This is a genomic window from Gemmatimonadaceae bacterium (assembly GCA_019752115.1).
GTDB lineage: Bacteria > Gemmatimonadota > Gemmatimonadetes > Gemmatimonadales > Gemmatimonadaceae > Gemmatimonas.
On the sequence record JAIEMN010000010.1, the window covers coordinates 65,119 to 89,554 of the forward strand.

25 protein-coding genes are annotated in these 24,436 nt (G+C 68.9%); 24 read left to right on the forward strand and 1 reads right to left on the reverse strand.

Annotated elements, in window-relative coordinates; all coding sequences use genetic code 11:
- Positions 1–2 precede the first annotated feature (2 nt).
- Positions 3–2,159 (forward strand): protein kinase, encoded by a 2,157-nt coding sequence (locus K2R93_05235; GenBank protein MBY0489223.1) that lies wholly within the window; start codon positions 3–5, stop codon positions 2,157–2,159.
- A 122-nt stretch (positions 2,160–2,281) separates the two neighbouring features.
- A complete protein-coding gene (locus tag K2R93_05240; protein ID MBY0489224.1) occupies positions 2,282–3,607 on the forward strand; it encodes a CHRD domain-containing protein in 1,326 nt (441 codons plus the stop codon).
- Positions 3,608–3,775: 168 nt separating this feature from the next.
- Here K2R93_05240 and K2R93_05245 read toward each other — a convergent pair whose 3' ends face one another.
- A complete protein-coding gene (locus tag K2R93_05245) occupies positions 3,776–4,786 on the reverse strand; it encodes a hypothetical protein (GenBank protein ID MBY0489225.1) in 1,011 nt (336 codons plus the stop codon).
- 318 nt (positions 4,787–5,104) lie between these two features.
- On the opposite strand from K2R93_05245, the gene K2R93_05250 reads away from it, so the two are divergent.
- The 22 genes from K2R93_05250 to K2R93_05355 all read left to right on the forward strand — a co-directional run bounded on the left by K2R93_05250 (position 5,105) and on the right by K2R93_05355 (position 24,427).
- Positions 5,105–6,559, forward strand: coding sequence for a Rieske (2Fe-2S) protein (locus K2R93_05250; GenBank protein ID MBY0489226.1), 1,455 nt, complete (start codon positions 5,105–5,107; stop codon positions 6,557–6,559).
- Positions 6,560–6,667: 108 nt separating this feature from the next.
- On the forward strand, positions 6,668–6,946 hold the full coding sequence (locus K2R93_05255) for a hypothetical protein (protein ID MBY0489227.1): 279 nt from the start codon (positions 6,668–6,670) through the stop codon (positions 6,944–6,946).
- Between the two features lie 37 nt (positions 6,947–6,983).
- A complete protein-coding gene (argS, locus tag K2R93_05260; protein ID MBY0489228.1) occupies positions 6,984–8,636 on the forward strand; it encodes an arginine--tRNA ligase in 1,653 nt (550 codons plus the stop codon).
- Positions 8,633–9,577, forward strand: coding sequence for a bifunctional hydroxymethylpyrimidine kinase/phosphomethylpyrimidine kinase (locus tag K2R93_05265; protein ID MBY0489229.1), 945 nt, complete (start codon positions 8,633–8,635; stop codon positions 9,575–9,577). The genes argS and K2R93_05265 overlap by 4 nt, the downstream gene beginning before the upstream one ends.
- Positions 9,574–10,632 carry a phosphoribosylformylglycinamidine cyclo-ligase gene (gene purM, locus K2R93_05270; protein ID MBY0489230.1) on the forward strand — a complete coding sequence of 353 codons (1,059 nt, stop codon included), beginning with the start codon at positions 9,574–9,576 and terminating at the stop codon, positions 10,630–10,632. The genes K2R93_05265 and purM overlap by 4 nt, the downstream gene beginning before the upstream one ends.
- Positions 10,629–11,645, forward strand: coding sequence for a hypothetical protein (locus K2R93_05275; protein ID MBY0489231.1), 1,017 nt, complete (start codon positions 10,629–10,631; stop codon positions 11,643–11,645). Before purM ends, K2R93_05275 begins: the two co-directional genes overlap by 4 nt.
- A gap of 13 nt (positions 11,646–11,658) precedes the next feature.
- On the forward strand, positions 11,659–12,717 hold the full coding sequence (ribD, locus tag K2R93_05280) for a bifunctional diaminohydroxyphosphoribosylaminopyrimidine deaminase/5-amino-6-(5-phosphoribosylamino)uracil reductase RibD (protein MBY0489232.1): 1,059 nt from the start codon (positions 11,659–11,661) through the stop codon (positions 12,715–12,717).
- Between the two features lie 7 nt (positions 12,718–12,724).
- Positions 12,725–13,351 (forward strand): riboflavin synthase, encoded by a 627-nt coding sequence (locus K2R93_05285; GenBank protein ID MBY0489233.1) that lies wholly within the window; start codon positions 12,725–12,727, stop codon positions 13,349–13,351.
- Positions 13,348–14,592 carry a bifunctional 3,4-dihydroxy-2-butanone-4-phosphate synthase/GTP cyclohydrolase II gene (locus K2R93_05290; protein ID MBY0489234.1) on the forward strand — a complete coding sequence of 415 codons (1,245 nt, stop codon included), beginning with the start codon at positions 13,348–13,350 and terminating at the stop codon, positions 14,590–14,592. Before K2R93_05285 ends, K2R93_05290 begins: the two co-directional genes overlap by 4 nt.
- Before the next feature lie 7 nt (positions 14,593–14,599).
- The gene (ribH, locus tag K2R93_05295; protein ID MBY0489235.1) at positions 14,600–15,091 is read left to right on the forward strand and encodes a 6,7-dimethyl-8-ribityllumazine synthase; all 492 of its coding nucleotides are present in this window, start codon (positions 14,600–14,602) and stop codon (positions 15,089–15,091) included.
- Positions 15,088–15,612, forward strand: coding sequence for a transcription antitermination factor NusB (gene nusB, locus K2R93_05300; protein ID MBY0489236.1), 525 nt, complete (start codon positions 15,088–15,090; stop codon positions 15,610–15,612). The genes ribH and nusB overlap by 4 nt, the downstream gene beginning before the upstream one ends.
- A 14-nt stretch (positions 15,613–15,626) precedes the next feature.
- On the forward strand, positions 15,627–16,739 hold the full coding sequence (locus K2R93_05305) for a glycosyltransferase family 4 protein (GenBank protein MBY0489237.1): 1,113 nt from the start codon (positions 15,627–15,629) through the stop codon (positions 16,737–16,739).
- The gene (locus K2R93_05310; protein ID MBY0489238.1) at positions 16,739–17,050 is read left to right on the forward strand and encodes an HPF/RaiA family ribosome-associated protein; all 312 of its coding nucleotides are present in this window, start codon (positions 16,739–16,741) and stop codon (positions 17,048–17,050) included. Before K2R93_05305 ends, K2R93_05310 begins: the two co-directional genes overlap by 1 nt.
- Entirely contained in the window at positions 17,047–18,021 is a 975-nt protein-coding gene (hprK, locus tag K2R93_05315) for an HPr(Ser) kinase/phosphatase (protein MBY0489239.1), read from the forward strand. Before K2R93_05310 ends, hprK begins: the two co-directional genes overlap by 4 nt.
- Positions 18,021–18,407, forward strand: a complete 387-nt coding sequence (locus K2R93_05320) for a hypothetical protein (protein ID MBY0489240.1) — start codon at positions 18,021–18,023, stop codon at positions 18,405–18,407. Before hprK ends, K2R93_05320 begins: the two co-directional genes overlap by 1 nt.
- 30 nt (positions 18,408–18,437) lie before the next feature.
- The gene (locus K2R93_05325) at positions 18,438–18,932 is read left to right on the forward strand and encodes a PTS sugar transporter subunit IIB (GenBank protein ID MBY0489241.1); all 495 of its coding nucleotides are present in this window, start codon (positions 18,438–18,440) and stop codon (positions 18,930–18,932) included.
- Positions 18,933–18,941: 9 nt separating this feature from the next.
- Positions 18,942–19,655: a PTS sugar transporter subunit IIC gene (locus tag K2R93_05330; protein MBY0489242.1), complete on the forward strand. Its 714-nt coding sequence runs from the start codon at positions 18,942–18,944 to the stop codon at positions 19,653–19,655.
- Positions 19,652–20,509: a PTS system mannose/fructose/sorbose family transporter subunit IID gene (locus K2R93_05335; GenBank protein MBY0489243.1), complete on the forward strand. Its 858-nt coding sequence runs from the start codon at positions 19,652–19,654 to the stop codon at positions 20,507–20,509. Before K2R93_05330 ends, K2R93_05335 begins: the two co-directional genes overlap by 4 nt.
- A complete protein-coding gene (locus K2R93_05340; protein MBY0489244.1) occupies positions 20,509–20,775 on the forward strand; it encodes an HPr family phosphocarrier protein in 267 nt (88 codons plus the stop codon). The genes K2R93_05335 and K2R93_05340 overlap by 1 nt, the downstream gene beginning before the upstream one ends.
- Entirely contained in the window at positions 20,776–22,524 is a 1,749-nt protein-coding gene (gene ptsP, locus K2R93_05345) for a phosphoenolpyruvate--protein phosphotransferase (GenBank protein ID MBY0489245.1), read from the forward strand.
- Positions 22,525–22,645: 121 nt separating this feature from the next.
- Positions 22,646–23,818 carry a methionine adenosyltransferase gene (gene metK, locus K2R93_05350; GenBank protein ID MBY0489246.1) on the forward strand — a complete coding sequence of 391 codons (1,173 nt, stop codon included), beginning with the start codon at positions 22,646–22,648 and terminating at the stop codon, positions 23,816–23,818.
- Between the two features lie 90 nt (positions 23,819–23,908).
- Positions 23,909–24,427 (forward strand): bifunctional nuclease family protein, encoded by a 519-nt coding sequence (locus tag K2R93_05355; protein MBY0489247.1) that lies wholly within the window; start codon positions 23,909–23,911, stop codon positions 24,425–24,427.
- Positions 24,428–24,436: the final 9 nt, after the last annotated feature.

A 24,436-nucleotide genomic window follows, 5' to 3' on the forward strand; every position in this document is an offset into this window, starting at 1 on the left:
CGGTGATGCGTCTCCCGGCGCGCACGTTCGTGGGCACGCTGCTCCTGCTCGCCGCGGTGCTGGCGGCGGTGCTTGGCACCGCGCTCGTGGGGGCCCGTCGGGCCGCCGCCGCCTCGGCCGAGCGTGGGTTGGAGCAGGCGGCGGATCTCGTGGCGCAGCTGCTCGCTGGGCGCTCACGCAGTCTGGCCGGCGGCGCGCGCGTGTTCGTGCAGGGGCCCTACTTCCGCACGCTCGTCGCCGAACGGCGGCGTGATGACATTCTCGATCAGACATTCGAAGCCGCCGAGCAACTCGAGGCGTCGTGGGTCTTCATCACCGACGCCGCCGGGGTCCTGGTTGCCAAGTCCGACGAACCGTCGGCCTCCGGTGATCAGCTGGCCGGTGTGCCACTGATTGCCGGCGCCCTGCGGGGGCAGGCGACGACCGGGTTCGGCGGATCGGGCGATTCCTTGCTGTTCCTTGCCACCGCGGTGCCGATCACCGCGCCCGGTGGCAGCGCCTTTGGGGTACTGGTGGCCACCAGCCGTCTCGACTCCGCCATGGCGGCGGACATTGCCGTCGCGACGGGCGCGCATGTGGTGTTCTATCTGCGCGATGACGCCGGGCGATCGCACGTGACGGCGGCCACCATGCCGCTCGATTCCGTATCGCGCGTGTCGCTCGCGCGGGCGCTCGACACGGATACGCTCGCGAGCGCGCGTCCGGCGACCGGAACACGCCTCACCCCGCAGACCATCGCCTTGGGCGACAGCAGCTGGTTCTCCTATCCCAGCGCGCTCAACACCGCCGGCGGGACCGAAGTCGGCGGCTATCTCGTCCTGCGCCCGGCGACCGGGTCGCTGGCCGGGTCGACCTGGTTTCGCAACGCGTTGCTGGTGGGCATCGTCCTCGCGGTGCTGCTGGCCGGAGGCGCCACGCTGCTGGTCGATCGCGCGGTGGCCGCTCCCCTGCGTCATGTGCGATGGGATGTGCAGCGGGTCGCCGAAGGCAATCCTGCGGCGCAGGCCGCGCCCGACGGCGCCGCGCCCGAAATCACGGCGCTCGCGCAGGATCTTGCCGCGTGGCGTCGCACGCTCGAGGAGCGCGATCGTCTCGCGCAGCTGGCGGCGGCCACGGCAACGATGGCCGCGCCCGCCGACAACGCGCCCGCCGCCGATCTCCCGCGCACCCGCGGGCGACGCAGTGAGACCGCGCTCGCCTTGCCGCTCCCCGTCTCACGCGGCGGCGACGCCGGACCGCTGCATCTCGAGGCGGGGGATTGGCTCGTGCACCGCTATCATATCGAAGCGCGACTTGGCGGCGGGCCGACGGGCGTGATGTATCGCGCCTTCGATCGGGCGCGACACGAAACGGTCGCGCTGAAGCTGGTGCGCCCCGAACTGCTCAGCGCCGACGTGGCCGCGCGCGAGGCAGCGCTGCACGTCATCCGGCAGGTGGGGGCGCTGGGGCAGACGCATCTGGCGCGGGTGCACGATGTCGGCGATGCGCTCGACACTGTATTCATCAGCAGCGAGTGGGTGCGCGGGATCAGCCTGCGAACGGCGCTGGACGAACATCACGGGCTCGAGGCGCGCGCGCTCGTCGCGGTGGCCCGTCAGCTGTTGTACGGACTCGCGGCGCTGCATGGGCGCGAGCTGGTGCACGGCGATCTCAAACCGGAGAACGTCCTGCTCGGTGCCACCGGGCGCGTGACGATCACCGATGCCGGCGTGGCGCGGCTGCTCCGGGTTGGCGAAGCCCCCGCCCGCACCCGCGGTGATGACGAGGCGCCGATGCCACCCAGTCTCCATGTGAGCGGTCGGGTCATGGGCGCCGCCGTCGGGGCGCCCGACTATATGGCACCGGAACAGCTCATCGGCGCACCGGCCTCCGCGGTGGGCGACGTGTACGCCGTGGGGATCATGTTGCACGAGGCGCTGCGCGGACGCACGCCCTTTGGGCGACAAACGCCGCTCGACGGCCTCGCGGCCAAGCTGCGCGATACCCCGGGGCTGGGGACCCCGGTGGTCCCGCTGACGGTCCCGCCGCTGGAGCGCGTGGAGGCGCCCGCCTCCCTGGAGCAGTGGATCGCCTCGCTGATCGCCGCCGAACCGCGCGAGCGACCGGCCACCGCGCGTCAGGCGCTGGCGCAGCTCGACGCGCTGTTCCCGGCGGAATAGCGCGCCGCCCCCCCAGAAGGCCGCCGGACTCGGGAGGCGCGGAATAATCCGCGCGCCCGCGCCCTCTCCCTCGCCGTGACGACGTTGGTGCGTCGTTGGAGACCCTTCGAGGAGAGGCTTGCATGAGATCCACCATTCGGCGCGGCACCCGGCCGCGGACGCTCGCGATGCTGCTGGCGTGCTCCGGGACCATTGCGCTCACCGCCTGCGGCGGCAGTGGCGATACCGCCGCGGCGCCGGTCGTGGCTGCTTCCATCAGTGTGACGTCGGCGGCCACGGGGCAGCTCGTGTCCTTCGGCGAGACGCGCACGCTGTCGGCATCGGTACTCGACGCCAAATCGGCGGTGATCGCCTCGCCCAGCGTCACATGGACGACCAGCAATGCCAACGTGGCGACGGTGGCGGGCGCCGGCGCCTCCGCCGTGGTGACCGCGACCGGCAATGGGACGGCCACCATCACGGCCACGAGCGGCGCGGTCTCGGCGACCGCGGTCGTGGAAGTCGCGCAGAAGTTCGCCACGTTGACGGTCTCCGCCGCGAGCGCCTCGCTCGGCATCGGGGCCACGACGCAGCTCACCGCGCTGGCCAAGGACGCGCGGGGGAACACGATCACCACCGCCACCGGCTTCAAGTACAGCACGAGCGACCGCACGAAGGCGTTGGTGGATACCGCGTCCGGCCTCGTCACGACGATCGCGCCGGGCTCGGCGACGATGACCGCCACGCTCACGCGCGATGGCGTCACGGCGTCGGGCACGGCCGGGATCACCGTGAATGCGCCGGCCGTCGGCGCCGCCGCGGCTACCGTGCAGGCGAATAACTCCAACGCGTTCGCCCCGTCATCGGTGACCGTCGCCGAGGGGGGGACGGTCACGTGGACCTTCGGGACGGTGGAGCACAACGTGGTGTTCCAGACTGCCGGGGCGCCCACCAGCATCCCGGTCACCTCGAGCGCCAGCGTGCAGCGCACCTTCGCGTCGGCGGGCACCTTTGCCTACGTCTGCTCGCTACACGCCGGTATGTCCGGCACGGTGAACGTGGCGGCGGCGTCGCTCTTTGCGCAGATGAATGGCGCGAATGAGCGCCCCAACGCCAACACCTCGGGGGCGAATGGCGCGGCAATCTTCACACGGAGCGGCAACACGGTGTCGTTCACCGTGGCCTATCAGGGCATCGCGTCCAACCCAACCGGCCTGCATATCCATGCGCCGGCCAACGCGACGCAGACCACGGGCATCGCGGTGGACCTGCTCCGCACTACGCAGATGGGACCGAGCGGCGTGCTCACCGGCACGTTCACCACGACCGACATTCGCTCGGTCGCCGGACAGCCGGCCGTGTCGCTCGATTCGCTCATGACGCTGATCCGCACCGGCAATGCCTACGTGAACGTCCACAGCAGCGCGTTTCCCGGCGGTGAGATCCGCGGACAGACCGGCAACCCGTAAGCGCCTACTCCGCCTGACTCGACGTGGAGTCAGGTGGATGCTCTCTCCCGTGGAGGGCCGTCGAGCCGTGGGTTATGGAGGAGGGAAATGTGCACCGGGTCCGACCACCCGGCCGTGCAGGACCCGACTCCATAACCCCGGCTCGTCGCGCGTCCGGGCGCTCCTTGATTAGAGGAACATCGCGTCGGCGATGGCCGCGACTTCTTCCGCATCCCGCCAGGCCGCTTCCAGCGCTTCGAGCTCGCCCTGCATCGCCTGCCGCTCGGCGTCTTCGTTCATCGCAATCTCGAGCGCGAGGCGCTCGGTCGGCGTGAGCCCCAGCACCCCCACGCTGTCATCCCAGAAGATCGCATTCTTGCGCCGCCGCTCGCGCCGCAAGTGGCTGCTCGCACGAATGAACCGCTCGGCGTCGCCGGCATCGGTGATACGGCGCGTCGCTTCCTGGATCTGCTGTGCGCTCCCACCGCGCTGATTGAGCCGCGCCAGCAACGGGCTCGCGGCCTGCACGGCCTCGCTCGCCGGCAGATCGGTCACCCCCTCGGTGTGCGCGATGCGCAGCGTCCACGGGGCGTCCGCGTCGGCCGCCAGAATCTCGAGCCGCGCGATGTGACTCAGCCGCAGCGGACGCAGCAAACCGTCCGGTGTGCGGACGTGCGCCATCACGTGATCGTATTGCAGCCGGGCCTCGATCTGCTCGAGCGGACGGACGACCCGATCGCGAATGCGGCGCACCCCGGTCAGGGTGAACCCGAGTTCGGCGAACGACGCGGTGGCCCCCACCATCATCGCGGCCCCCGTGCGCGCGAACTGACTGGCCGACTGTGCCGGCGATGGCATGCGCAGGCGACGCCGGGTGAGACGCGAGCCATACCGCCACGCCGCGAACTCGGGGCGAAGCGGGGTGCCCACCCGCACCAGATCAAGCCGGGCGGGCAGGGTGGCCAGCCCGATGTTGTCGGTACTCACCCGCACGGTCGTACCGCGATACAACCGCTCGCACTGCTCGACCGCCTCCCAGCGCTCGTCGAGCGGCGAGAGATTCCAGTTCCGGCACCGCGTGCAGATCACCCACAAGCGCCCCCGCCGACTGTCGAAGGCCAGGCGACGCCCTACGGGAAAACTCTCCAGCACCTCGTTGGAGCCGAGCTTGTCGTGGCAGAACAGACAGGTCGAGAACACGGAAGCGCTCCAGCGCCCGGCCTGCGGCGCTTCAGGGTGACGAGTCGAGCGAAGGGTCCGCGGGGATCGCTCCAGGGCCGGACCACGGCACGGAACGGTCCACGGGCGGCATGCCCGCCATGGCGATCAAGGGCCAATGTGCATCACAACGACGGCCTCGGCATCGGGCCGCTGATGAGAAACCCCTGAGGGACGCATGAAGATCCGATGAAACAGGGGGTGCGGAACGGCGGCGCCGGGTGCTACCGTTCGTCTGCGGTTGGTCCCTGCTGTGCGCCTCACTCCCGACGTCCACCTGCACGCTTCGCCATGGAATCGATGGACACGCTCCCGCCCACCGAATCGCCGTCATCCGATCACGCCGCAAGCGGGTGCGCGGCCTGCTCCCGCCGTCAGTTCCTCGCGTCGGCCTCCGTGCTGTCGCTGAGTGCGCTCGCGGTCGCCTGCGGCGATGGCGTCATCAGCGAGCCCGACGTGCGCCCCGAGTTCCCAAATACGACGTTCACCATCAACCCCGATACGACGCCGGGGCTGCAGCAGATCGGTGGGCGTGCCGTGATCACGAGCGGGAGCGAATCCCCGGTGCTCATAGAACGGGTGGGGACGCGGCAGTATCGCGCGCTCTCGCTGATCTGCCCGCACAAGGGCACCATCGTGGAGGTGCAGTCCTCGGGCTTTACCTGCCCGAATCATCTGGCGCGCTTCGACAGCAACGGTACTTGGCTGGGCGGCCAGCAGACGACCAACCTGTCGCCGGTGGGCGTGATCGTGAACGCCGACGGCACCATCACCGTGGGCGGGGCGCCGCTGCCGCCGGCGCTGGCGCTCGGGGCGACCACCGCGGTGTTCAGCACCCTGGTGGCCGACACCAGCATTGCGGCGCAAACGGTGGCGGTGGCGAACAGTGGGGGCAGCATTCTGAGTGGCCTGCAGGTCTCGCTGGCGTATGCCAGCAACCAGCCGAGCGGGTGGCTCAGTGTGTCGCTCGATCAGGCGAGCGCACCGGCGACGCTCACGCTTCGCGCGGTCCGGGGGACGCTCCCGGTCGGCACCTACAACGCCACGGTGACGCTCACGGCGCCCGGCATCACCAATGGGCCCCAGCAGGTCGCCGTCTCGCTCGTGGTGCGCGATCCGAACGCGGTAGCGGCCCTGCAGGTGTCGGCGGCCACGGCGGCCTTCACCGGGGCGGTGAACAGCACCGTCGCGGCGCAGACGTTGCAGCTCACCAATGGCGGGGGCGGCACCATCAGCGGGCTCGCGACGAGCGTCTCGTACGGGGCAGGCGCGACCGGGTGGCTCTCCGCCACCCTCAGTCAGACGACGGTCCCCGCCACGCTCACCCTGCGCCCGGTGTTGACCGGCCTGGCCGCCGGGACCTACACCGCCAACGTGACCATCAGCGCCCCCGGCATCGCGGCGCGCACGGTGGCCGTGACCCTGTCGGTGACCGCCGCCGGCCTCCGGGTGACGCTCGCCAGCTGGCCGGCCCTGGCCAACGTGGGTGGTGTCGCCGGTAGCGTCGGGACGGTGAACGGCGGCCCCGTGGCCGTGGCCCGCACGGGCCCCTCGAGCTTCCTGGCCTTCTCGATGCGCTGCCCGCACGCCGGGACCACGGTGAACGTGGTCAACAACAGCAGCTTCCGGTGCCCGAACCACGGGGCCCTCTTTGACGGCACCGGCGTCTGGCAGCCCAGCCCGCAGCGCACCACGGACCTCCAGCGCCTGACGGTCAGTTACACCCCCGGCGACACCGTGCTGTACGTGACCTGAGCCGTCCCGCCCGTCGCCCCCGGTTGAACCCGCCTCCAGCTCCGGCTAACTTTCGGAGCTGTTTGGCTTTACCTAGCGTCACCCCTGAATTCGCCCCCGCATCGAGCCATGCCGACATACGAGTTCCGCGCCCCTGACGGCACGATCATCGAGCGCGTCTTCAAGATCAGCGAAGTCCCCGAGTCCATCGACCTGCCCGACGGGCAGGGCGTGGCCACGCGCATCATCTCCGGCGGCGCCGGGCTGCTCTTCAAGGGCACCGGCTTCTACATCACCGATTACGGCAAGGACGGCAAGAAGGATCAGCGTCCCGCCGCCTCGTCCGACACGAAGTCCGAATCCAAGAGCGAGGCCAAGCCGGCCGCGCCGGCCGCCAAGGCCGAATGACAGCCCTCGTGCTGTCTCTTTCCATGAGCCACAACCCGTGACCCACGCCGACGCCCTGCGCGCCGAGCTCGCGCGCGCAGCGCGTTCGCTTGGCGCGCCCGACGACGTTTCGCCCATCCTCGAGCGCCCGCGGGACCCGTCGTTCGGCGACTGGGCCACCAACCTCGCCATGACCCTCGCCAAGCCGCTCGGCAAGAAGCCGCGCGACGTGGCCGAGGCGCTCATCGCCGCGCTCGACCAGAGCGCCGTCGGCGTCGTGTCCGCCGAGATCGCCGGCCCGGGCTTCATCAATCTGCGGCTGGATCCGGGCTTTCAGGCGCGCGGCATTCTGCAGATCCTCGCGAACCCCGAGCAGTGGGGGCGCTCGAACACGGGCAACGGTACCCGCGTCGTGGTGGAGTTCGTGTCGGCGAACCCCACCGGCCCGCTGCATGTCGGTCATGGCCGTCAGGCGGCGCTCGGCGATGCCATCTCCACGCTCCTCGAGTGGACGGGGTGGACCGTCGATCGCGAGTTCTACTACAACGACGCCGGCGCCCAGATCGCCAACCTTGCCAAGAGCACGCAGGCGCGCGTGCGGGAGCTCGGTGGCGCGCCGCTCGAGATCCCGGAGGGCGGCTATCACGGCGACTATATCCGCGAGATCGCCGAGCGCTACGTTGCGCAGCATCCCGAGGATGCCGCCGGCAACGATCTCGACGCCATGCGCCAGTTCGCCGTCGCGGCGCTGCGGCACGAGCAGGACCTCGATCTGCAGGCGTTCGGCGTGCAGTTCGACACGTACTATCTCGAGAGCTCGCTCTACACCGACGGGCGCGTGGACAAGACGGTCGAGGCGCTCAAGCAGAGCGGCTACACGTACGAGGAAGAGGGGGCGCTGTTCCTGCGCACCACCGCCTTCGGCGATGACAAGGACCGCGTGATGAAGAAGAGCGCGGCCAAGGGCGGAGACTACACGTACTTCGTCCCCGACGTCGCCTATCACGTTACCAAGTTCGAACGCGGCTACACGCGCGCGATCAACGTGCAGGGCGCCGATCATCACAGCACCACCACCCGCGTGCGCGCCGGGCTGCAGGCCCTGGGGATCGGGATCCCGCAGGGGTACCCCGACTACGTGCTGCACCAGATGGTGACGGTGATGAAGGGCGGCGAGGAAGTGAAGATCTCCAAGCGCGCCGGCTCGTACGTGACGGTGCGGGATCTGATCGACGAAGTCGGCCGCGATGCGGTGCGCTACTTCTACCTCATGCGGAAGGGCGACTCGCAGCTCGTCTTCGATGTGGATCTCGCCCGCAGTCAGTCGGAAGAGAATCCGGTCTACTACGTGCAGATGGCGCACGCCCGCATGTGCGGCATCTTCCGCGTGGGCGAGATCGACGCCGCGTCGGTCACCGGGCAGGGTGTCGATCTCAACGTGCTGGTGGAGCCGGCCGAACAGGAGCTGGTGAAGCAGCTGCTCGACTTCCCGTCGATGGTGAAGGGCGCCGCCGACAATCTCGAGCCGCACCGCATCGCCGGGTGGCTGCTCGAGACCGCGCGCGCGGCGCACACGTGGTATCACAAGCATCATGTCCTCGGGGAGCCCGAGGCCATTACTCAGGCGCGCCTCGTCCTGGCGCGCGCCACGCAGCTCGGCATTGCCGCCGGGTTGCGCATTCTTGGACTGTCTGCGCCGGAGCGCATGTGAGCGATACCACCGCGGTAACCCCGAGCCCCGTCCTCGTCGTTGGCTCGGTCGCCCTCGATTCCGTCGAAACGCCGTTCGGCAAGGCCGACGACGTGCTGGGCGGCTCTGGCAACTACTTCTCGAGCTCCGCGTCGCACTTTGCGCCGGTGCAGCTCGTGGGCGTGGTCGGTGACGACTATCCCATGGAGAAGCTCGAAGCGCTGCGCGCCCGTGGTGTGGACCTGAGCGGCGTTGAGAAGGCGGCCGGTACGAGCTTCCGCTGGCGCGGGCGGTATCGCCACGATCTCAACTCGGCCGAAACGCTCGAAACGCACCTCGGTGTCTTCTCGCACTTCCGGCCGAAGATTCCTGATGCCTTCAAGGCGTCGCCGTTCGTGTTCCTGGCGAACATCGATCCGCGGCTGCAGCTGCAGGTGCTCGAGCAGGTCGAGAAGCCCCGCCTCGTGGCCTGCGACACGATGAATTTCTGGATCGAGTCGCGCCGCCCGGAACTCGTGGAGCTGCTCAAGCACGTCGATCTCGTCACGCTCAACGATGGCGAGGCGCGCCAGCTCACCGAGCAGAGCAACCTGATCAAGGCCGCGCGCTGGATCATGGAGAAGGGACCCAAGCACGTGCTCATCAAGAAGGGCGAGCATGGCGCGTTCATGTTCACGCCCGACAGCATCTTCTTCGCCCCGGCGTATCCGCTCGAGAGTGTCTTCGACCCGACCGGGGCCGGCGACTCGTTCGCCGGTGGCTTCATCGGCTACCTCGCCCGCACCGGCGATCTGTCGGAGCGCAACATGCGCCGCGCGGTGGTGGTGGGCTCGGCGATGGGCTCGTTTGCCGTCGAGAAGTTCTCCAATACGCGGCTGCTCGAAATCACGCGTGACGACATCGAGCGTCGCGTGCAGGAATTCCGTCAGCTCGTGGCGTTCGACACGGAGCTCGGCTCGTGAGCACGCCGGCCGCGAACGATCGTCCGCTCGACTACCGGAGTGCCGGCGTCGACATCGACGCCGCCGACGACGCGAAGCATCGCCTCGCCAAGCTCGTGCAGAGCACACTCACGTCGGGGGCGCGCGGCGCCTTCGGCGGCTTTGGTGGCATGTTCCGGGTACCCGATGGGTATCGCTCGCCGCTGCTCGTCGCGAGCGCCGACGGGGTGGGCACGAAGATCAAGATCGCCATCGAAGCCGGTCGCCATGACACCATCGGCCACTGCCTGGTGAATCACTGCACGAATGACATTCTCGTGCAGGGGGCCATTCCGCTCTACTTTCTCGACTACGTGGCGTTCGGCAAGCTCGAGCCGCCCGTGGTGGAAGGCGTGGTGGGCGGTGTGGCCGCCGGCTGCCGCGAGAACGAGTGCGCGCTGATCGGTGGCGAGACGGCGGAAATGCCCGGCGTGTACACGCCTCCCGACTACGACCTGGCCGGCTTCATCACCGGCATCGTCGAAGAAGATCAGGTGCTCGGCAGTGCGCGCGTGCGCGAGGGCGATGCGCTGATCGCCCTGGCCGGAGACGGCCTCCACACGAACGGTTATTCGCTGGCGCGTCGCATCATCAGCGATCGCCTCAAGCTGGGCGTGCATGACCCGTTTCCCGAGGCGGGCGGCGCCAGCGTGGCCGACATGATGCTCAAGGTGCATCGCTCGTATCTGCAGTGCCTCAAGCCCGTGCTCGGCCATATCCACGCCATGGCGCACATCACCGGCGGCGGCCTTCCCGGCAACCTCAACCGCGCGCTCCCTGAAACACTCGATGCCGCGGTCGACACATCCACGTGGACCATCCCGCTCGTCTTCCGGGTACTCGCGGAAGCGGGGCAGGTCGCCCCGCTCGAGATGTTCCGGGCGTTCAACATGGGGGTGGGCATGGTCGTCATCACGGCGCAGGAGAACGTGTCGCACATCACGGCGCGGGCCGCCGCATGCGGTATCGCCGCATGGGAGCTCGGTCGCGTGGTGAAGGGCACCGGCGCGGTGCGGCTCGACGGAGTCGTCGCGTGACGTCCCGCGTGGGGCGTCCCCTCGTTCTCGCGTTGAGCGCCGCGGCCATCGTTGGTGCGTCGCCGCTCTTCGGCCAAACCACGAGCGGCGCCTGCGCGACGTCGCCGGCGACCTTGTCGGGCGCTGATGCCTGCCGCAAGGCGCTCGATCTGTTCGGCTTCGTGATGCCGCAGGTTGGCGTGGCGCTCTCGAGCGGCAACCCCGTACTGGGCGAAGGCGGCACGTTGGGTGGCTGGGGCAAGCGCGCCATCTCGGTGCGCGCCACGGCGGTGGATGGCTTCCTCCCCAAGAACGCGGTGCCCATCAACGTGACGGGCGGCGCCGTGGCGAGTGACTTTGGGGCCTCGCGCACGCCGGTGCCGGTACCCACGGCGGAAGCAGCGATCGGCCTGTTCGCCGGCATGCCGGCCGGGCTCACGAACGTGCTGGGCGTCGATGCGCTCATCGGCGCGACGTATCTCCCCACGGTCGATGAGAACGATCTGTCGCTCAAGCCGTCGGGATCGAACCTCGCGTTCACCTACGGGGTGCGCGTCGGGGCGCTGCAGGAATCGAGTCTCGTGCCGGGCGTGAGCGTGAGCTACATGCGGCGCAAGCTGCCCACCATGAACGTCGCGTACACGCCGAACGACGACCAGCTGACCATTAGCGATCTCTCGAGCACGTCGAATGCGCTGCGCCTCACCGTGAGCAAGCGCATCGCCATCCTCGGGCTCTCCGGTGGCGTTGGGCGAGATGAGATCGAATCCACGGCGTCGATGGGCGGCAGCGTGAAGGAGACCGTCCTCGGCACGCCGGTGACCGCCTCGGTGGCGCTGCCCAACATGCGGCAGAAGATCACGCGCAACACCGCGTTCGTCAGCGCGTCCTTCGGCATCGCCATGCTGCGCATCGTGGGCGAGTTCGGCTGGAGCAGTGAAGGCGACGCACAGGGCGGGCTCAACACCTTCGGTGGCCATCGGGCCAACGAAGGGTTCCGCTACGGGTCGATTGGTCTCGCCACCCGCTTCTGACGACGAGCGCTTCATGCGCCTCGCCCTCGCGCTCGCCGAGCGCGGGGCGGGGCAGGTGTCGCCCAATCCCAAGGTTGGCGCGGTCATCGTGCGCGATGGGCAGGTGGTGGGCGAGGGCTGGCATCAGCGCTATGGCGATGCCCATGCCGAGGTGAATGCGCTGGCGCACGCTGGCGAGCAGGCCCGCGGCGCCACGGCCTACGTGACCCTTGAACCGTGTAATCATCACGGTCAGACGCCGCCGTGTAGTGAAGCGCTCCTCGCCGCCGGCATTCGCCGGGTGGTGTATGCGGTGGCCGACCCCAATCCGATCGCCAGCGGCGGCGCCGCCCGGTTGGCGGCGGCCGGCATTGAGGTGCTCGGCGGCGTCTGTGAGCGCGAGGGCGCGCTGCTCAACGCGCCGTTCCTGCACGCCGCCCGCGGCGCGGACACCCCGTTCGTCACACTCAAGCTGGCCACGTCCATCGATGGGGCCATCGTCGATGCCACGCGCCAGCGCGGCTGGATCACCGGGCCGCCGGCGCTCACCGCCGTGCACCATCTGCGGGCCGACGCCGATGCCATCGGGATCGGCATCGGCACGGCGCTGGCCGATGACCCCCTCCTGAACGTCCGCCTCGCCCCGGCCCCCCGTGTGGCCCCCCGGCGCGTCATTTTCGACCGCCGCGCCCGGCTGCCGCTGGAGTCGCAGCTGGTGCGCACGGCGACCGAGATCCCGGTCACGGTCATCACCGACGGCAGCCAGCCCTCCCGTGAGGCGGCGCTGGCCGACCGGGGGGTGCAGATCCTCGTCGCCCCCTTGGTGGCCGACGCCTTCCGGACACTCCGCCAGCAGGGCATCCGGCATCTGCTCGTCGAGGGCGGCTCGGTGGTCGCCTCCGACCTTCTCGATGCCGGCCTCGTCCACCACCTGATTATCTTTCAGGCTCCGGTCATTCTGGGGACGGGCGCCGTTCCGGCGTTCGCCGCTTACCCGTCGCAGGGCGCCGCCGTGGCGCCCCGGCTCCGGGTGCTCGAGCGCCGCGTGTACGGCGACGACCTGATGACCCGCTACGCTGTTTCCGGAGACTGATTCACCGATGTTCACGGGGCTCGTGGACGATGTCGGCCTCATTACCGAGGTCGCCGATACGCCGGCTGGGCGCGAATTGCGCATTGTGTGCCGGTACACTGACCTCGCGGATGGCGAGAGTATCGCCGTGAACGGCGCGTGCCTCACGGTGCGCGAGCACGGCGTCGCGGATGGCGCCGGCTGGTTCACTGTCGGCGCCGTCATCACGACCCTCGGCCGCACGACCATCGGCGGCTGGACCGCGGGCACCCGGGTCAATCTCGAGCGGGCCATGCGCCTCGGCGATCGCCTCGGCGGCCATCTGGTACTCGGCCACGTCGATGATCTGGGCACCGTGCTGCGCACCGCCGAGCATGGCGATGCCTGGCTCATCGATCTGGAACTCCCGGCCCCCCTTCGGCCGCTCACCGTCGACAAGGGCTCCATCGCCGTGAATGGCGTGAGCCTGACCGTCAACGAACTGCTCCCCACCGGGGTGCAGCTCTCCATCATCGAATACACGCGGCGGCACACGTCGCTCGGCACGCTCACCGCCGGCGATCAGGTCCACGTCGAAGTCGATGTGCTGGCCAAGCACGTCGAGCGACTGCTCGCGCCCTATGCGGGTGCCGCTTCTTCTGGAGTACGCGCATGACGCAGGACCCGCAGGATCAGGACGTTGAGGCGACCGAGCCGGTCTTCGGCACCGTCGAGCAGGCGCTCGCCGATATCGCGGCCGGCAAGTTCGTCGTCGTCGCCGATGATGAGGACCGCGAGAATGAGGGCGATCTCGTCTGCGCGGCCGAAATGGTCACGCCCGAGATGGTCAACTTCATGCTCGACGCCAAGGGCATGATCTGTCTCGCGATGACCAACGCCTGGGCCGATCGCCTGGGGCTGGTCATGCAGACCGATCACAACACCGAGGCGATGAGCACCGCGTTCACGGTGAGCATCGACGCCGCGGCGAGCTACGGCGTCACCACCGGCATCAGTGCGAGCGATCGCGCCACGACCATTCGCGTCGCGGTGAGCCCCGAAGCCACGCGCAGCGACCTGCGCGTGCCGGGGCACATCCATCCGCTGCGCGCCCGCGATGGCGGCGTGCTGCAGCGGGTTGGGCACACCGAAGCCGCGGTGGACCTCGCGCGTCTGGCGGGCCGTCGCCCGGCCGGCGTGATCTGCGAGATCCTCAACAAGGACGGCACCACCGCGCGCCGCCCGCAGCTCGAAGTGTTCGCCAAGCAGCACGGGCTCACGTTCATCACGATTGCGCAGCTGGTGGCGTATCGCCTCCAGCACGAGCGCCTCGTGCATCGGGTCGCCGACGCGCGCCTCCCCACTGAATGGGGCGAGTGGCGCATCGTGGGCTACAAGAACGACGTGGACAAGCGCGAGCACATCGCCATCGCCTACGGCGACGTCACCAACGGCGAGGACGTGCTCGTGCGCATGCACAGCAAGTGCCTCACCGGCGATGTCTTCCATTCGCAGCGCTGTGACTGCGGCTGGCAGCTCGAGAAGGCCATGCAGATGATCCAGGCCGAGGGGCGCGGCGTCATCGTGTACCTCGACCAGGAAGGGCGGGGGATCGGCCTGCTCAACAAGCTCAAGGCGTACGAACTGCAGGATAAGGGCGCCGACACCGTCGAAGCGAACGAGAAGCTCGGCTTCAAGCCCGATCTCCGGAACTACGGCATCGGCGCGCAGATCCTGCTCGACCTGGGCGTCAAGTCCATCCGCATCCTGACCAACAATCCGCGCAAGCTCGTCGGGCTCGATGGCTATGGCCTCGTGCTCAAGGATCGCGTGCGCATCGAGGCGCCGCCGTCCAGTGAGAACGCTTCCTATCTTGAGACCAAGCGAACCAAGCTTGGACACCTCTTCGCCATCTGAGATCATTGTGGCTGAGTTTTCCGGAGAACCGCGGGGCGAAGGTCGGCGCATCGTCGTCGTCGCGAGCCGCTTCAACGAGGGCATCACGACGGCGCTCGCCGAGGGCGCGGTGAGCGCGCTCGTGGGCAAGGGCGTCGCGCTCGACGACATCGACGTGCTGTGGGTGCCGGGCGCGTGGGAACTGCCCGTCGCCGTGCGTCGCGCGCTGTCGTCGGGGCGCTACGATGCCGCGGTCGCCGTGGGCGCCGTCATTCGCGGCGATACGCCGCACTTCGACATCGTGGCCAACGAATCGTCGCGCGGGCTCATGGAAGCGTCACGGGATTTTGACGTCCCGGTGACGCTCGGCCTCCTCACCACCGACAACATGGCGCAGGCGGAAGCGCGCGCCGGTGGGGCGCACGGCAACAAGGGCGAAGACGCGGCGTTGGCCGCGCTCGAGATGCTCGATCTCTTCGATCGCGCCCTCCCCGCAGAGTTCGACGGAGACGACGCGTGACCAGCGAATCGAAGCCCAACCTCCACGACGACGCGTTCTGGGAAACGCCCATGCAGGAGCCGCTGGCGCCGGTGGTGGGCCGTCGGTCCGGGCGACGCGCCTCGAAGGCGGAGCGTGTCGAAACGCGTGGCCGTGCCCGGGCGCTGCAGGCCGTGTATGCGGCCGACATGCGCGACCTCAGCCAGCTCACGCGGATCGCGCTCACGGTGTTCGACGATCTCGCCATCGACAGCGATGAACGCGCGTTCGCCGAAAAGCTCGTCAACACGGTCGCCATGCGCGGCGCCGAACTCGATGCCGCCATCGCCGAGGTCACGGCGAACTGGCGCCTCGAGCGCCTCGGCGCCATCGAACGCAGCGTGCTGCGCGTGGCGGCGGCCGAGCTCGCGCGCGGCGATACGCCGGTCAAGGTGGTGCTGCAGGAAGCGGTGCGCCTCGCCGAACGGTATGGCACCGAACGCAGCGCGCGCTTCGTGAACGGCGTGCTCGACGCGTACGCGCGTCGCCTCGGCAAGCTCTGACCAGCGCACGCCAGGTGCGCATCGCCGTCGTCAACTGGCAGTGCCGCGAGAATCCCCTCGCGGGCGGTGCCGAGATTCACCTGCACGAGATCTTCGGGCGCCTGGCCGCGAAGGGGCATGAGGTCGTGCTCCTCTGTGGCGGATGGCCGGGCTGTCCGCCGCGCGCCACGCTCGACGGCATCGAGGTGCATCGCGTGGGCACCCGCCAGACCTTTCCGTTCCTGGCGCGCCGGTACTGGCATACGCATCTCGTGGATCGGGGCTTTGATGTGCTGGTCGAAGACATCAACAAGGTCCCCATCTACACACCGACCTGGCGTGGCCCGAAGCTGGTCGGCCTCGTCCCGCATCTGTTTGGCGGGACCGCCTTCCAGGAGCTCGTCGCCCCGCTGGCCACTGCCGTGTGGCTCGCCGAGCGGCCGCTCCCCTGGTTCTACAAGCGCTACGCCTTTGAGGCGATCTCGGAGAGCACCAAGGAAGACCTGATCCGCCGGGGGATCCCGGCCGACCAGATCCGGGTGATTTTTCCAGGGATCGACAGTACCGGGTATACGCCTGATCCCTCCCAGCGAGCGGATCGCCCCACGTTTGCCTATTTGGGTCGCCTGAAGAAGTACAAGGGCGTAGATCTCGTCATACAGGCCTTCGCCGCGGCGGCCATTCCAGAGTCGGTACTGGAGATCGCCGGGGCGGGGGAGTTCCGGCCGGAGTTGGAACGGCTCGCGGGAACCCTTGGGGTGGCCTCGCGGGTACGGTTTTTAGGTCGGGTTGACGAGACTGCCAAGTGCGCCCTGCTGCGACGAGCCTGGGCGTTTGTCTTCGCTTCACCAAAGGAGGGCTGGGGCATCACGAATCTGGAGGCAGCGGCGAGCGGAACTCCGGTGATCGCGTCGAACTCTCCGGGAATTCGCGAATCGGTGAAGCACGGCGAGACGGGATATCTCGTGCCTCACGGTGACGTCGCGGCCATGGCGGAAGCCATGCGGCACCTCAGCAACGAGCGAGGGCTCGTTGAAGACCTGGGGATTGCCGCGCGGCGCTTTGCCGAGGGGTTCACCTGGCAGAACGCCGCGGACCAAACCGAAGCCCATCTCCGTGAGGTGATGGGAAGGGAGGAAGGTCGCTGATGGAGATCATCCTGCACGCGCACCACGCGGACGTGACCGACACGCTCCGCGCTCAGGCCGAGTCGGCTGTCCGCCGCATTGCCGCCCGCATTTCCAAGGTGGCCAATGCGATCGTACGATTCGTCGGCGACGGGCCCACCCGTCGTGTCGAAATCGTCCTGCGTGGCACCCGACATCGCGAGCTCTTCGCTCACGCCGATGCGCGCGCCTTCGCGCCAGCGCTGACCACTGCGGTCCAGCGCCTTGAATCCCAAATCGCCCGAGCCCGCCGCACCCGTCGCGCGCGCCGGGACGGAGACCGCACCGGGTGAGTCGTCGCCTGACCGTCGGGACGCTCTACGAGCGCATGAAGGACGCGCTCGAATTGGAGCTGCTCGGCTCATCTACCGGTCTCGAACGCGAGATCACGAGCCCCGAGGCATCCAGCCCGGGGCTCGTCCTCGCCGGGTACATCAATCGCTTTCCGTACCAGCGCATTCAGGTGCTCGGCGAAACCGAGATCACCTACCTGCAGTCGCTCGATGAGGCGACGCGCGCGGCGCACCTCGAACAGTTCTTCGGCTTTCCGATCCCCTGCGCGTTCGTCACCAAGGGGCTCGAACCGCCCGAGCCGTTCATGCGCCTGGCCGAAGCGGCTGGGCTCACCGTCCTGCGCTCGCGGCTCAAGACGGCTGAGTTCTATCGCCTGATCAAGCCGTTCCTCGCCGATCAGTTCGCGCCGACCACCACCATGCACGGCTCGCTCGCCGACGTGTACGGCGTGGGGCTCTTCTTCATGGGGCGCAGCGGCATCGGCAAGTCGGAGTGCGTCCTGGACCTCGTCGAGCGCGGGCATCGCCTCGTGGCCGATGACCTCGTGTTCGTCTCGCGCCGCGGCAACGACGTGCTGATCGGCAAGGGGCACGAGCTCCAGCGCCACTTCATGGAGATCCGCGGCGTCGGCCTGCTCGACGTGCCCGCCATCTTCGGCATTCATGCCGTGCGCCAGCAGAAACGCCTCGAGGTGGTGGTGGTGCTCGAGGAGTGGGACGCCAACGCCACGGTCGACCGCACCGGGCTCGACGTGCAGACCATGGACATCCTGGGCGTCGAGGTCCCGAAGATCACGGTGCATCTCAATCCCGGGAAGAACATCACGGTCATCGCCGAAGTCATCGCGATGAACCACCTCCTGCGGTATTATCGCGGGTACGACGCGGCGACCGCTTTCAACGAACGCCTCATGGGGCGGATGCGGCGGCGCTCCGACGCGCAGCAGTACCTCCAGGAGGACGACGAATAGTGAGCGAGCAGCAGGTCCGGGCCATCGTGGCCGGACACGGGACCTTCGCCGCGGGCATCATCTCGGCGGTCGAGCAGATCGCGGGGCGGGGCGACCGGCTGATCGGCGTGTCCAACGCCGGGCTGTGCATGGAAGACATCCAGGGGAGCCTCGTGCGCGCCATCGACGAAACGGGGGCCCGGGTCGTCTTCACCGACCTTCCCGCTGGCAGCTGCACCATGGCCGTCCGGCGCCTGCTCCGGGAGCGCCCCGGCGTCGTGCTCGTGACCGGCGTGAACCTCTCGCTCATCCTCGACTTCGTGCTGCAGGACGACAAGGACCCCGTCGCCGCCGCGCAGGCAGCCATCGAGCGCGGGAAGCAGTCCATGGTCGCCCACGGCGTCTGACGCCCCGCCGCATCACCGGTTTTTCTACGCATGGCCATCGCGCTGTATCGCATCGACGACCGCCTCATTCACGGCCAGGTCGTGGTCGGGTGGGGGCAACCGCTCGAGCTTCGGTTCATCGTGCTCGTCGACGAAGACGTCGCGGCGAGTGAGTGGGAGCAGGAGCTCTATCGCATGGGCGTGCCGCCCGAGATGGCGGTGCATTTCTGCACCGTCAGCGAAGCCGCGCAGCAGCTGCCCGACTTTCAGGCGTCGGCCGAGCCCGGGCTCGTGCTGGTGGGTGACATCGGGACGATGAAGCGTCTGGTGAGCGCCGCCGCCGGCCGGATCCAGACGGTTAACGTTGGCGGGGTGCATCATCAGCCGGGGCGCACCGGCCGGTTGCGCTACGTGTTCCTGACGCCCGCCGAAGAGGCGGGGCTGCGGGAGATCGCGGCACTCGGCGTGGACGTGACCGCGCAGGATGTGCCGTCGGCGCGTCCGGTGCCGCTCGCCGAGTTGCTGACGTCCACGCACGTCGGCTGACCTCGTACGATGGACTGGCTGGCGCCGCTGCTCGATGCGTTCCCCCTCGCCCTGATTGCCGGGGTGGTGGGGCTCGACGTCGTGAGCTTTCCGCAGGCGATGATCTCGCGTCCCATCGTGGCCGCGACGATCGGCGGCGCCTTTGCGGGGGTGCCCATCGCCGGCCTCATCTGCGGCGCGGTCCTCGAGTGTCTGGCGCTGGAGGCGCTGCCGGTGGGCGCCTCGCGCTATCCGGAGTGGGGGAGTGCCTCCGTCGCCGCCGGCGCGATTGCCGCGGGCGGGGCGCCCGGGGGCGTCTTCCCCAACGCCGGTGCACTCGCGGTGAGCGTGGCCGTGGGGATCGGGGCCGCCTGGCTGGGCGGGTGGACCATGGTCAAGCATCGCCAGCTCATCGCGCGCTTTGCGCGCCCGCGTCTCGACCAGCTGGCCGCTGGGCAGCGGAATACGGTGATCGGCCTGCAGGTGTTCGGCATGACCGCCGATCTCATCCGCGGCGCACTCGTGGGGGGCACGGTCTTTCTGCTCGCGTCGCCCATTGCGACGCGCGTGCGCGCCGGCTTTGACCTGCGCGACGACATTGTGCGCGCCGCGATCGTCACCGGTGTGGCTGGTGTCGCGGCGGCCGCAGTCTGGAAGGACTTCCACGCCATCAGCGGGACGCGTCGCCTCTTTCTGGTCTCGCTGGCCGTGGGCACGCTCCTCGTGATCGGGTGGATGCGATGAGCCGGCTCACCGAACGCTTTACGGCGCTTTTCCCGACCTTCACGAACACGCTGAACTCCGCGTTCACCGTCGAAGGGCCGGCCGCACTGCCCCCCACGCGCCCGCTGACGGCCAGCCGGCGTAACGCCATGCTGCTCCGCTGCCTCGCCATCCAGGGCTCGTGGAACTACGAAATCCTGTCGGGCAACGGCATCGGCTTCTGCGTGGAGCCGGCGCTGCGCGACCTCCCCGGCGGCATGGACGGCCCGGCCTATCGCGAGGCGCTGGCCCGGCAGTCGGTCTACTTCAACGCCCACCCGTATCTGGCCGCGTTGGCGGTCGGCGCGCTGGCTCGGGTCGAGCTGGAGGAAGTGCCCGCCAACCGGATCGAGCGCTTCCGGACGGCCCTCTGCGGCCCCCTGGGGAGCGTCGGCGACCGGCTCGTCTGGGCCTCCTGGCTGCCGGCCTGCTCGCTCCTGGCCCTGCTCCTGTTCGGCGTCGGTGTCTCACCACTGGGCGTCATCCTCGGGTTCCTGCTGGTCTACAACATCGGCCACTTCGGGCTGCGCATCTGGGGGCTCTCCGCCGGCTGGAATTACGGTCTGCGTGTGGCGCAGGCGCTCGGCCATCCGGTGCTCCAGCACGGGCCTCGCTACATTGGACGGATATCAGCGGTCCTGGGGGGATTGGCCCTGCCGCTGGCGGTCCATCGGGCCATTGGCGGAGGCGACCCGCTCGCGCCCGTCCCGGTGGGTGTCGCGGTAGCGACCCCGCTGTTTGCGGTACTCCTCGTGCGACTGCAGGGACGTGCCGAGGGGTGGCGCGTGGTGCTGCTGCTGCTGGCGGTTGTGATCCTTTACTCGGTGGTGCGTTGATGGCGGAACGATCCGTACAAATCGTGAACAAGCATGGCCTGCACGCCCGACCGGCCGCGGAAATCGTCAAGACCGCGTCCAAGTTCGCGTGCGACATCACCATCTCGCGCGATGACCTCGAGGTGAATGGCAAGAGCATCATGGGGGTCATGATGCTGGCCGCCGAATGCGGCGCCACCATCACGCTGCGCGCCACCGGGGCCGACGCCGATGCGGCGCTCGATGCGCTCGCGGCGCTGGTCGCGTCGCGCTTCGGAGAGAGCTGAGTGCAGTCGGTGCTCCGCGGCATCCCGGCATCGCCGGGGATCGTCGTGGGCCCGGTGCACCTCCTGCGATGGGAGGTGCCCGAGGTCAGGCCGCGGATCATTGCCGATGCCGACGTGCAGGGCGAGATCGAGCGCTTCCACAGCGCCCTCGAGAAGGCGCGTGAGCGCCTGCGCCTCCTGCGCACGCGCGCCGAAGCCCAGGTGGGCGCCGAAGAGGCAGCCATCTTCGATGTGCAGCTGTCCATTCTCGACGACCGCGAACTCGCCAACAGCACCATCGCGCTCATCCGCCAGAATCTGGCCGCGGAGAAGGCGTTCGATATCGTGCTGCTCGAGTGGCGCCAGCACTTTGCGCGGCACGCCGCGCCCATGCTGCGCGAAAAAGTCGGCGATCTCATGGACGTGCAGATCCGCGTCCTGTCGATCTTGCTCGGCCTCCCCGATCACGATCCCGTCGATGTGCCGCGCGGCGCCAACGCGATTCTCGTCACGCACGATCTGACGCCGTCGCTCACGATGCAGCTCGACCGCGAGTGCATCTCGGCCATCGTCACCGAAGCCGGCACGGCCACCGCGCACGTCGCGATCCTCGCGCGCTCGCTCGGCCTGCCCGCCATCGTGGGCGTCCGCAACGCGCTCAATGCGATGCGCGGCGGCGAAACCGCCATCCTCGATGGTCTCGAGGGGACGCTCATCGTGGCGCCCACCGAGCTCGAAATCGCCGAAGCGCAGAATCGCCTGGCCGAAGAGGAAGGGCGCGCCGACGTGTTGCGTGAGGTGGCCCAGAGCGAGGCCATCACGCTCGATGGGGTGCGTCTCATCGTGCGCGCCAACGTGGACATCCCGGATGAGGCGGAACTGGGCGCCAAGAGCGGCGCGCAGGGCGTGGGGCTCATGCGCACCGAGTTCCTCGTCGTTGGGCGCGCCAGCATGCCCGACGAGGAGGAGCAGTACAAGGCCTACAAGCGCGTCATCACCGCCTTCCAGGGGCAGACGGTGGTGATCCGCACCTTCGACATCGGGGGCGACAAGCTCCCGATCGGCGGCTTCCCCACCGAGGCCAATCCGTTCCTCGGCTGGCGCGCCATCCGCATGTGTCTGGACCAGAGCGATCTGTTCAAGGTGCAGCTTCGCGCGCTGCTGCGCGCCGCCGTGCACGGCGATCTGCGCGTGATGCTGCCGCTCGTGGTCACGGTGGACGAGGTCCGTGAGACCCGCCAGCTCATCGAGGAGTGCGTCGCCGAGCTCGCTGAGCGACGGGTGCCGTTCCGCGCCGATGTGCCGCTCGGCGTCATGGTCGAAACGCCGGCCGCCGCCATCGCCTGCGACACGCTCGTACGCGATGTCGACTTTCTGTCGATCGGCTCGAACGACCTCGTGCAATACACGCTGGCCGTGGACCGGGGCAATGCCAACCTCGCCCCCCGCTACACGCCCTTCCATCCCGCGGTCCTGCGCCTCATCGCGCAGGTGCAGGCCACCGGGGCGAACAACGGCATCGAAGTCTGCGTCTGCGGCGAAATGGGCTCCCAGCCGCTGGCCGTCTTTGCGCTCCTCGGGCTCGGAATTCGTCAGCTCAGTGTCGCCCCCCGTGCCGTAGGCGATGTGAAGCGCGTCCTTCGCAGTGTACGGGTCTCGGCGGCCGAAGAAGCCGCCCGAGCCGCGTTGGCGGCCAGCACCGCCCGCGAGGCCGAGACGCTCCTGCGTCGACGCCTCCGCGCCGAGCTCGATCACCACGCCAAGTCCTGAGGCCGGGGGGAGGGACCACTCCCCCCTCAATCCTCCCGCCTGACCCCTACCCGTTGCCGCCAGGCAACGGTCCCAACTAGCCTTCGCTCTCATCCCCCAACCTTCACCCCGAGAAAATCGCGTGGCTGATCGCCATCTCTTCACGTCGGAGTCCGTGACCGAAGGGCACCCGGACAAGATCGCGGACCAGATCTCCGATGCCGTCCTCGACGCCATCCTGGCGGAGGATCCCGCGGCCCGTGTGGCCTGTGAAACGCTGGTGACCACCGGCCTCGCCGTCATTGCCGGTGAGATCACGACGTCGGCCTACGTGCACCTGCCGGAGATCGTGCGGCGCACCATCGACGGGATCGGCTACAACGACGCGACCTTCGGCTTCGACTCGAAGACGTGCGCCGTGATGAGCACGATCGACCGCCAGTCGCCGGACATCGCGCAGGGCGTGGATACGGGCGGGGCGGGTGACCAGGGCATGATGTTCGGCTACGCGACCGACGAAACGCCGGAGCTCATGCCGATGCCCATTCAGCTCGCGCATGCGCTCACGCACCAGCTCTCGGTGCTCCGCAAGGACGGCACCTACTCGTGGCTCCGCCCCGACGCCAAGGCGCAGGTGAGCGTCGTGTACGAAGGCGACACGCCCATTGCCGTGGACACGGTGGTCGTCTCCACGCAGCACGACGAGAAGGTGAGCAACACCAAGATCCGTCGCGCGGTCCTCGATGACGTCATCCACGCGGTGATCCCCGAGGCAATGATCGGGCGCCGCATGAAGACGCACATCAACCCGACGGGCCGGTTCGTAATCGGCGGTCCGCAGGGCGACGCCGGCCTCACCGGCCGCAAGATCATCGTGGACACCTACGGCGGCATGGGCCGCCACGGCGGCGGCGCCTTCTCGGGCAAGGATCCGAGCAAGGTGGACCGCTCGGCGTGCTACGCCGCCCGCTGGGTGGCCAAGAACATCGTGGCGGCCAAGCTGGCCAAGCGCTGCGAAGTGCAGGTGGCGTACGCCATCGGCGTGGCGGAGCCGGTGAGCGTGTACGTGCAGACGTTCGGGACGGGTGCCGTGCCCGACCGGGTGATCGAGGCGGCGGTGAACGAGGTGTTCGACCTCACGCCGCGCGGCATCACGCGCGACCTCGAGCTCCGTAAGCCGATCTACCAGGCCACGGCCGCGTACGGCCACTTCGGCCGCACGCCGGAAACGATCGGCCGTGGCAAGAACGCCCGCACGACGTTCACTTGGGAGCGCACCGACCGGGTCGCCGCGCTGAAGAAGGCGATCCGCTAAGTCGCATCGCCCGGTGGTCCCACGCGGTCCCGTGCCCAGCGCACGGGACCGCGTGTGCATTCGGGCGGTTCGTGGGGTACCATTGGCACTATGGTCGAAGTCACCGTTTCCCGTCTCGGGCTCGACAGCACCACGAACTCCTACGTGGTCATCCTTCGCGAACGCGGCGGGCGACGGCTGCTGCCCATCTGGATCGGCCAGCCTGAGGCGGAGTCGATCGTGATGCACATGAACGACATCAAGCGTGAGCGTCCCATCACGCACGATCTCTGCAAGGCGCTCATCGTCGGGCTCGGCGGCACGCTTCGGCGCGTGACCATCACACACGTGCAGAAGAACACCTACTTCGCCACCATGCATGTGGACGGGCCCGCCGGCCTCGTCGAAGTGGATGCCCGCCCGTCCGACAGCATTGCCATCGCGCTGCGCTGCGCGGCGCCGATCTTCGCCCCGGAGTTGCTCCTCACCGCGGTCGAGGAGAGCGACGCCGACGAGGACGAGGGCACCGGCGCCGCCGAGCCGCCGAGTGCCTCGGAGCTCAGCGCTGACGAACTGAAGCGGTATCTGGGTAGTTTGCGACCGGAAGATTTTGGGCGATTCACGCCCTGAACTCGTCGT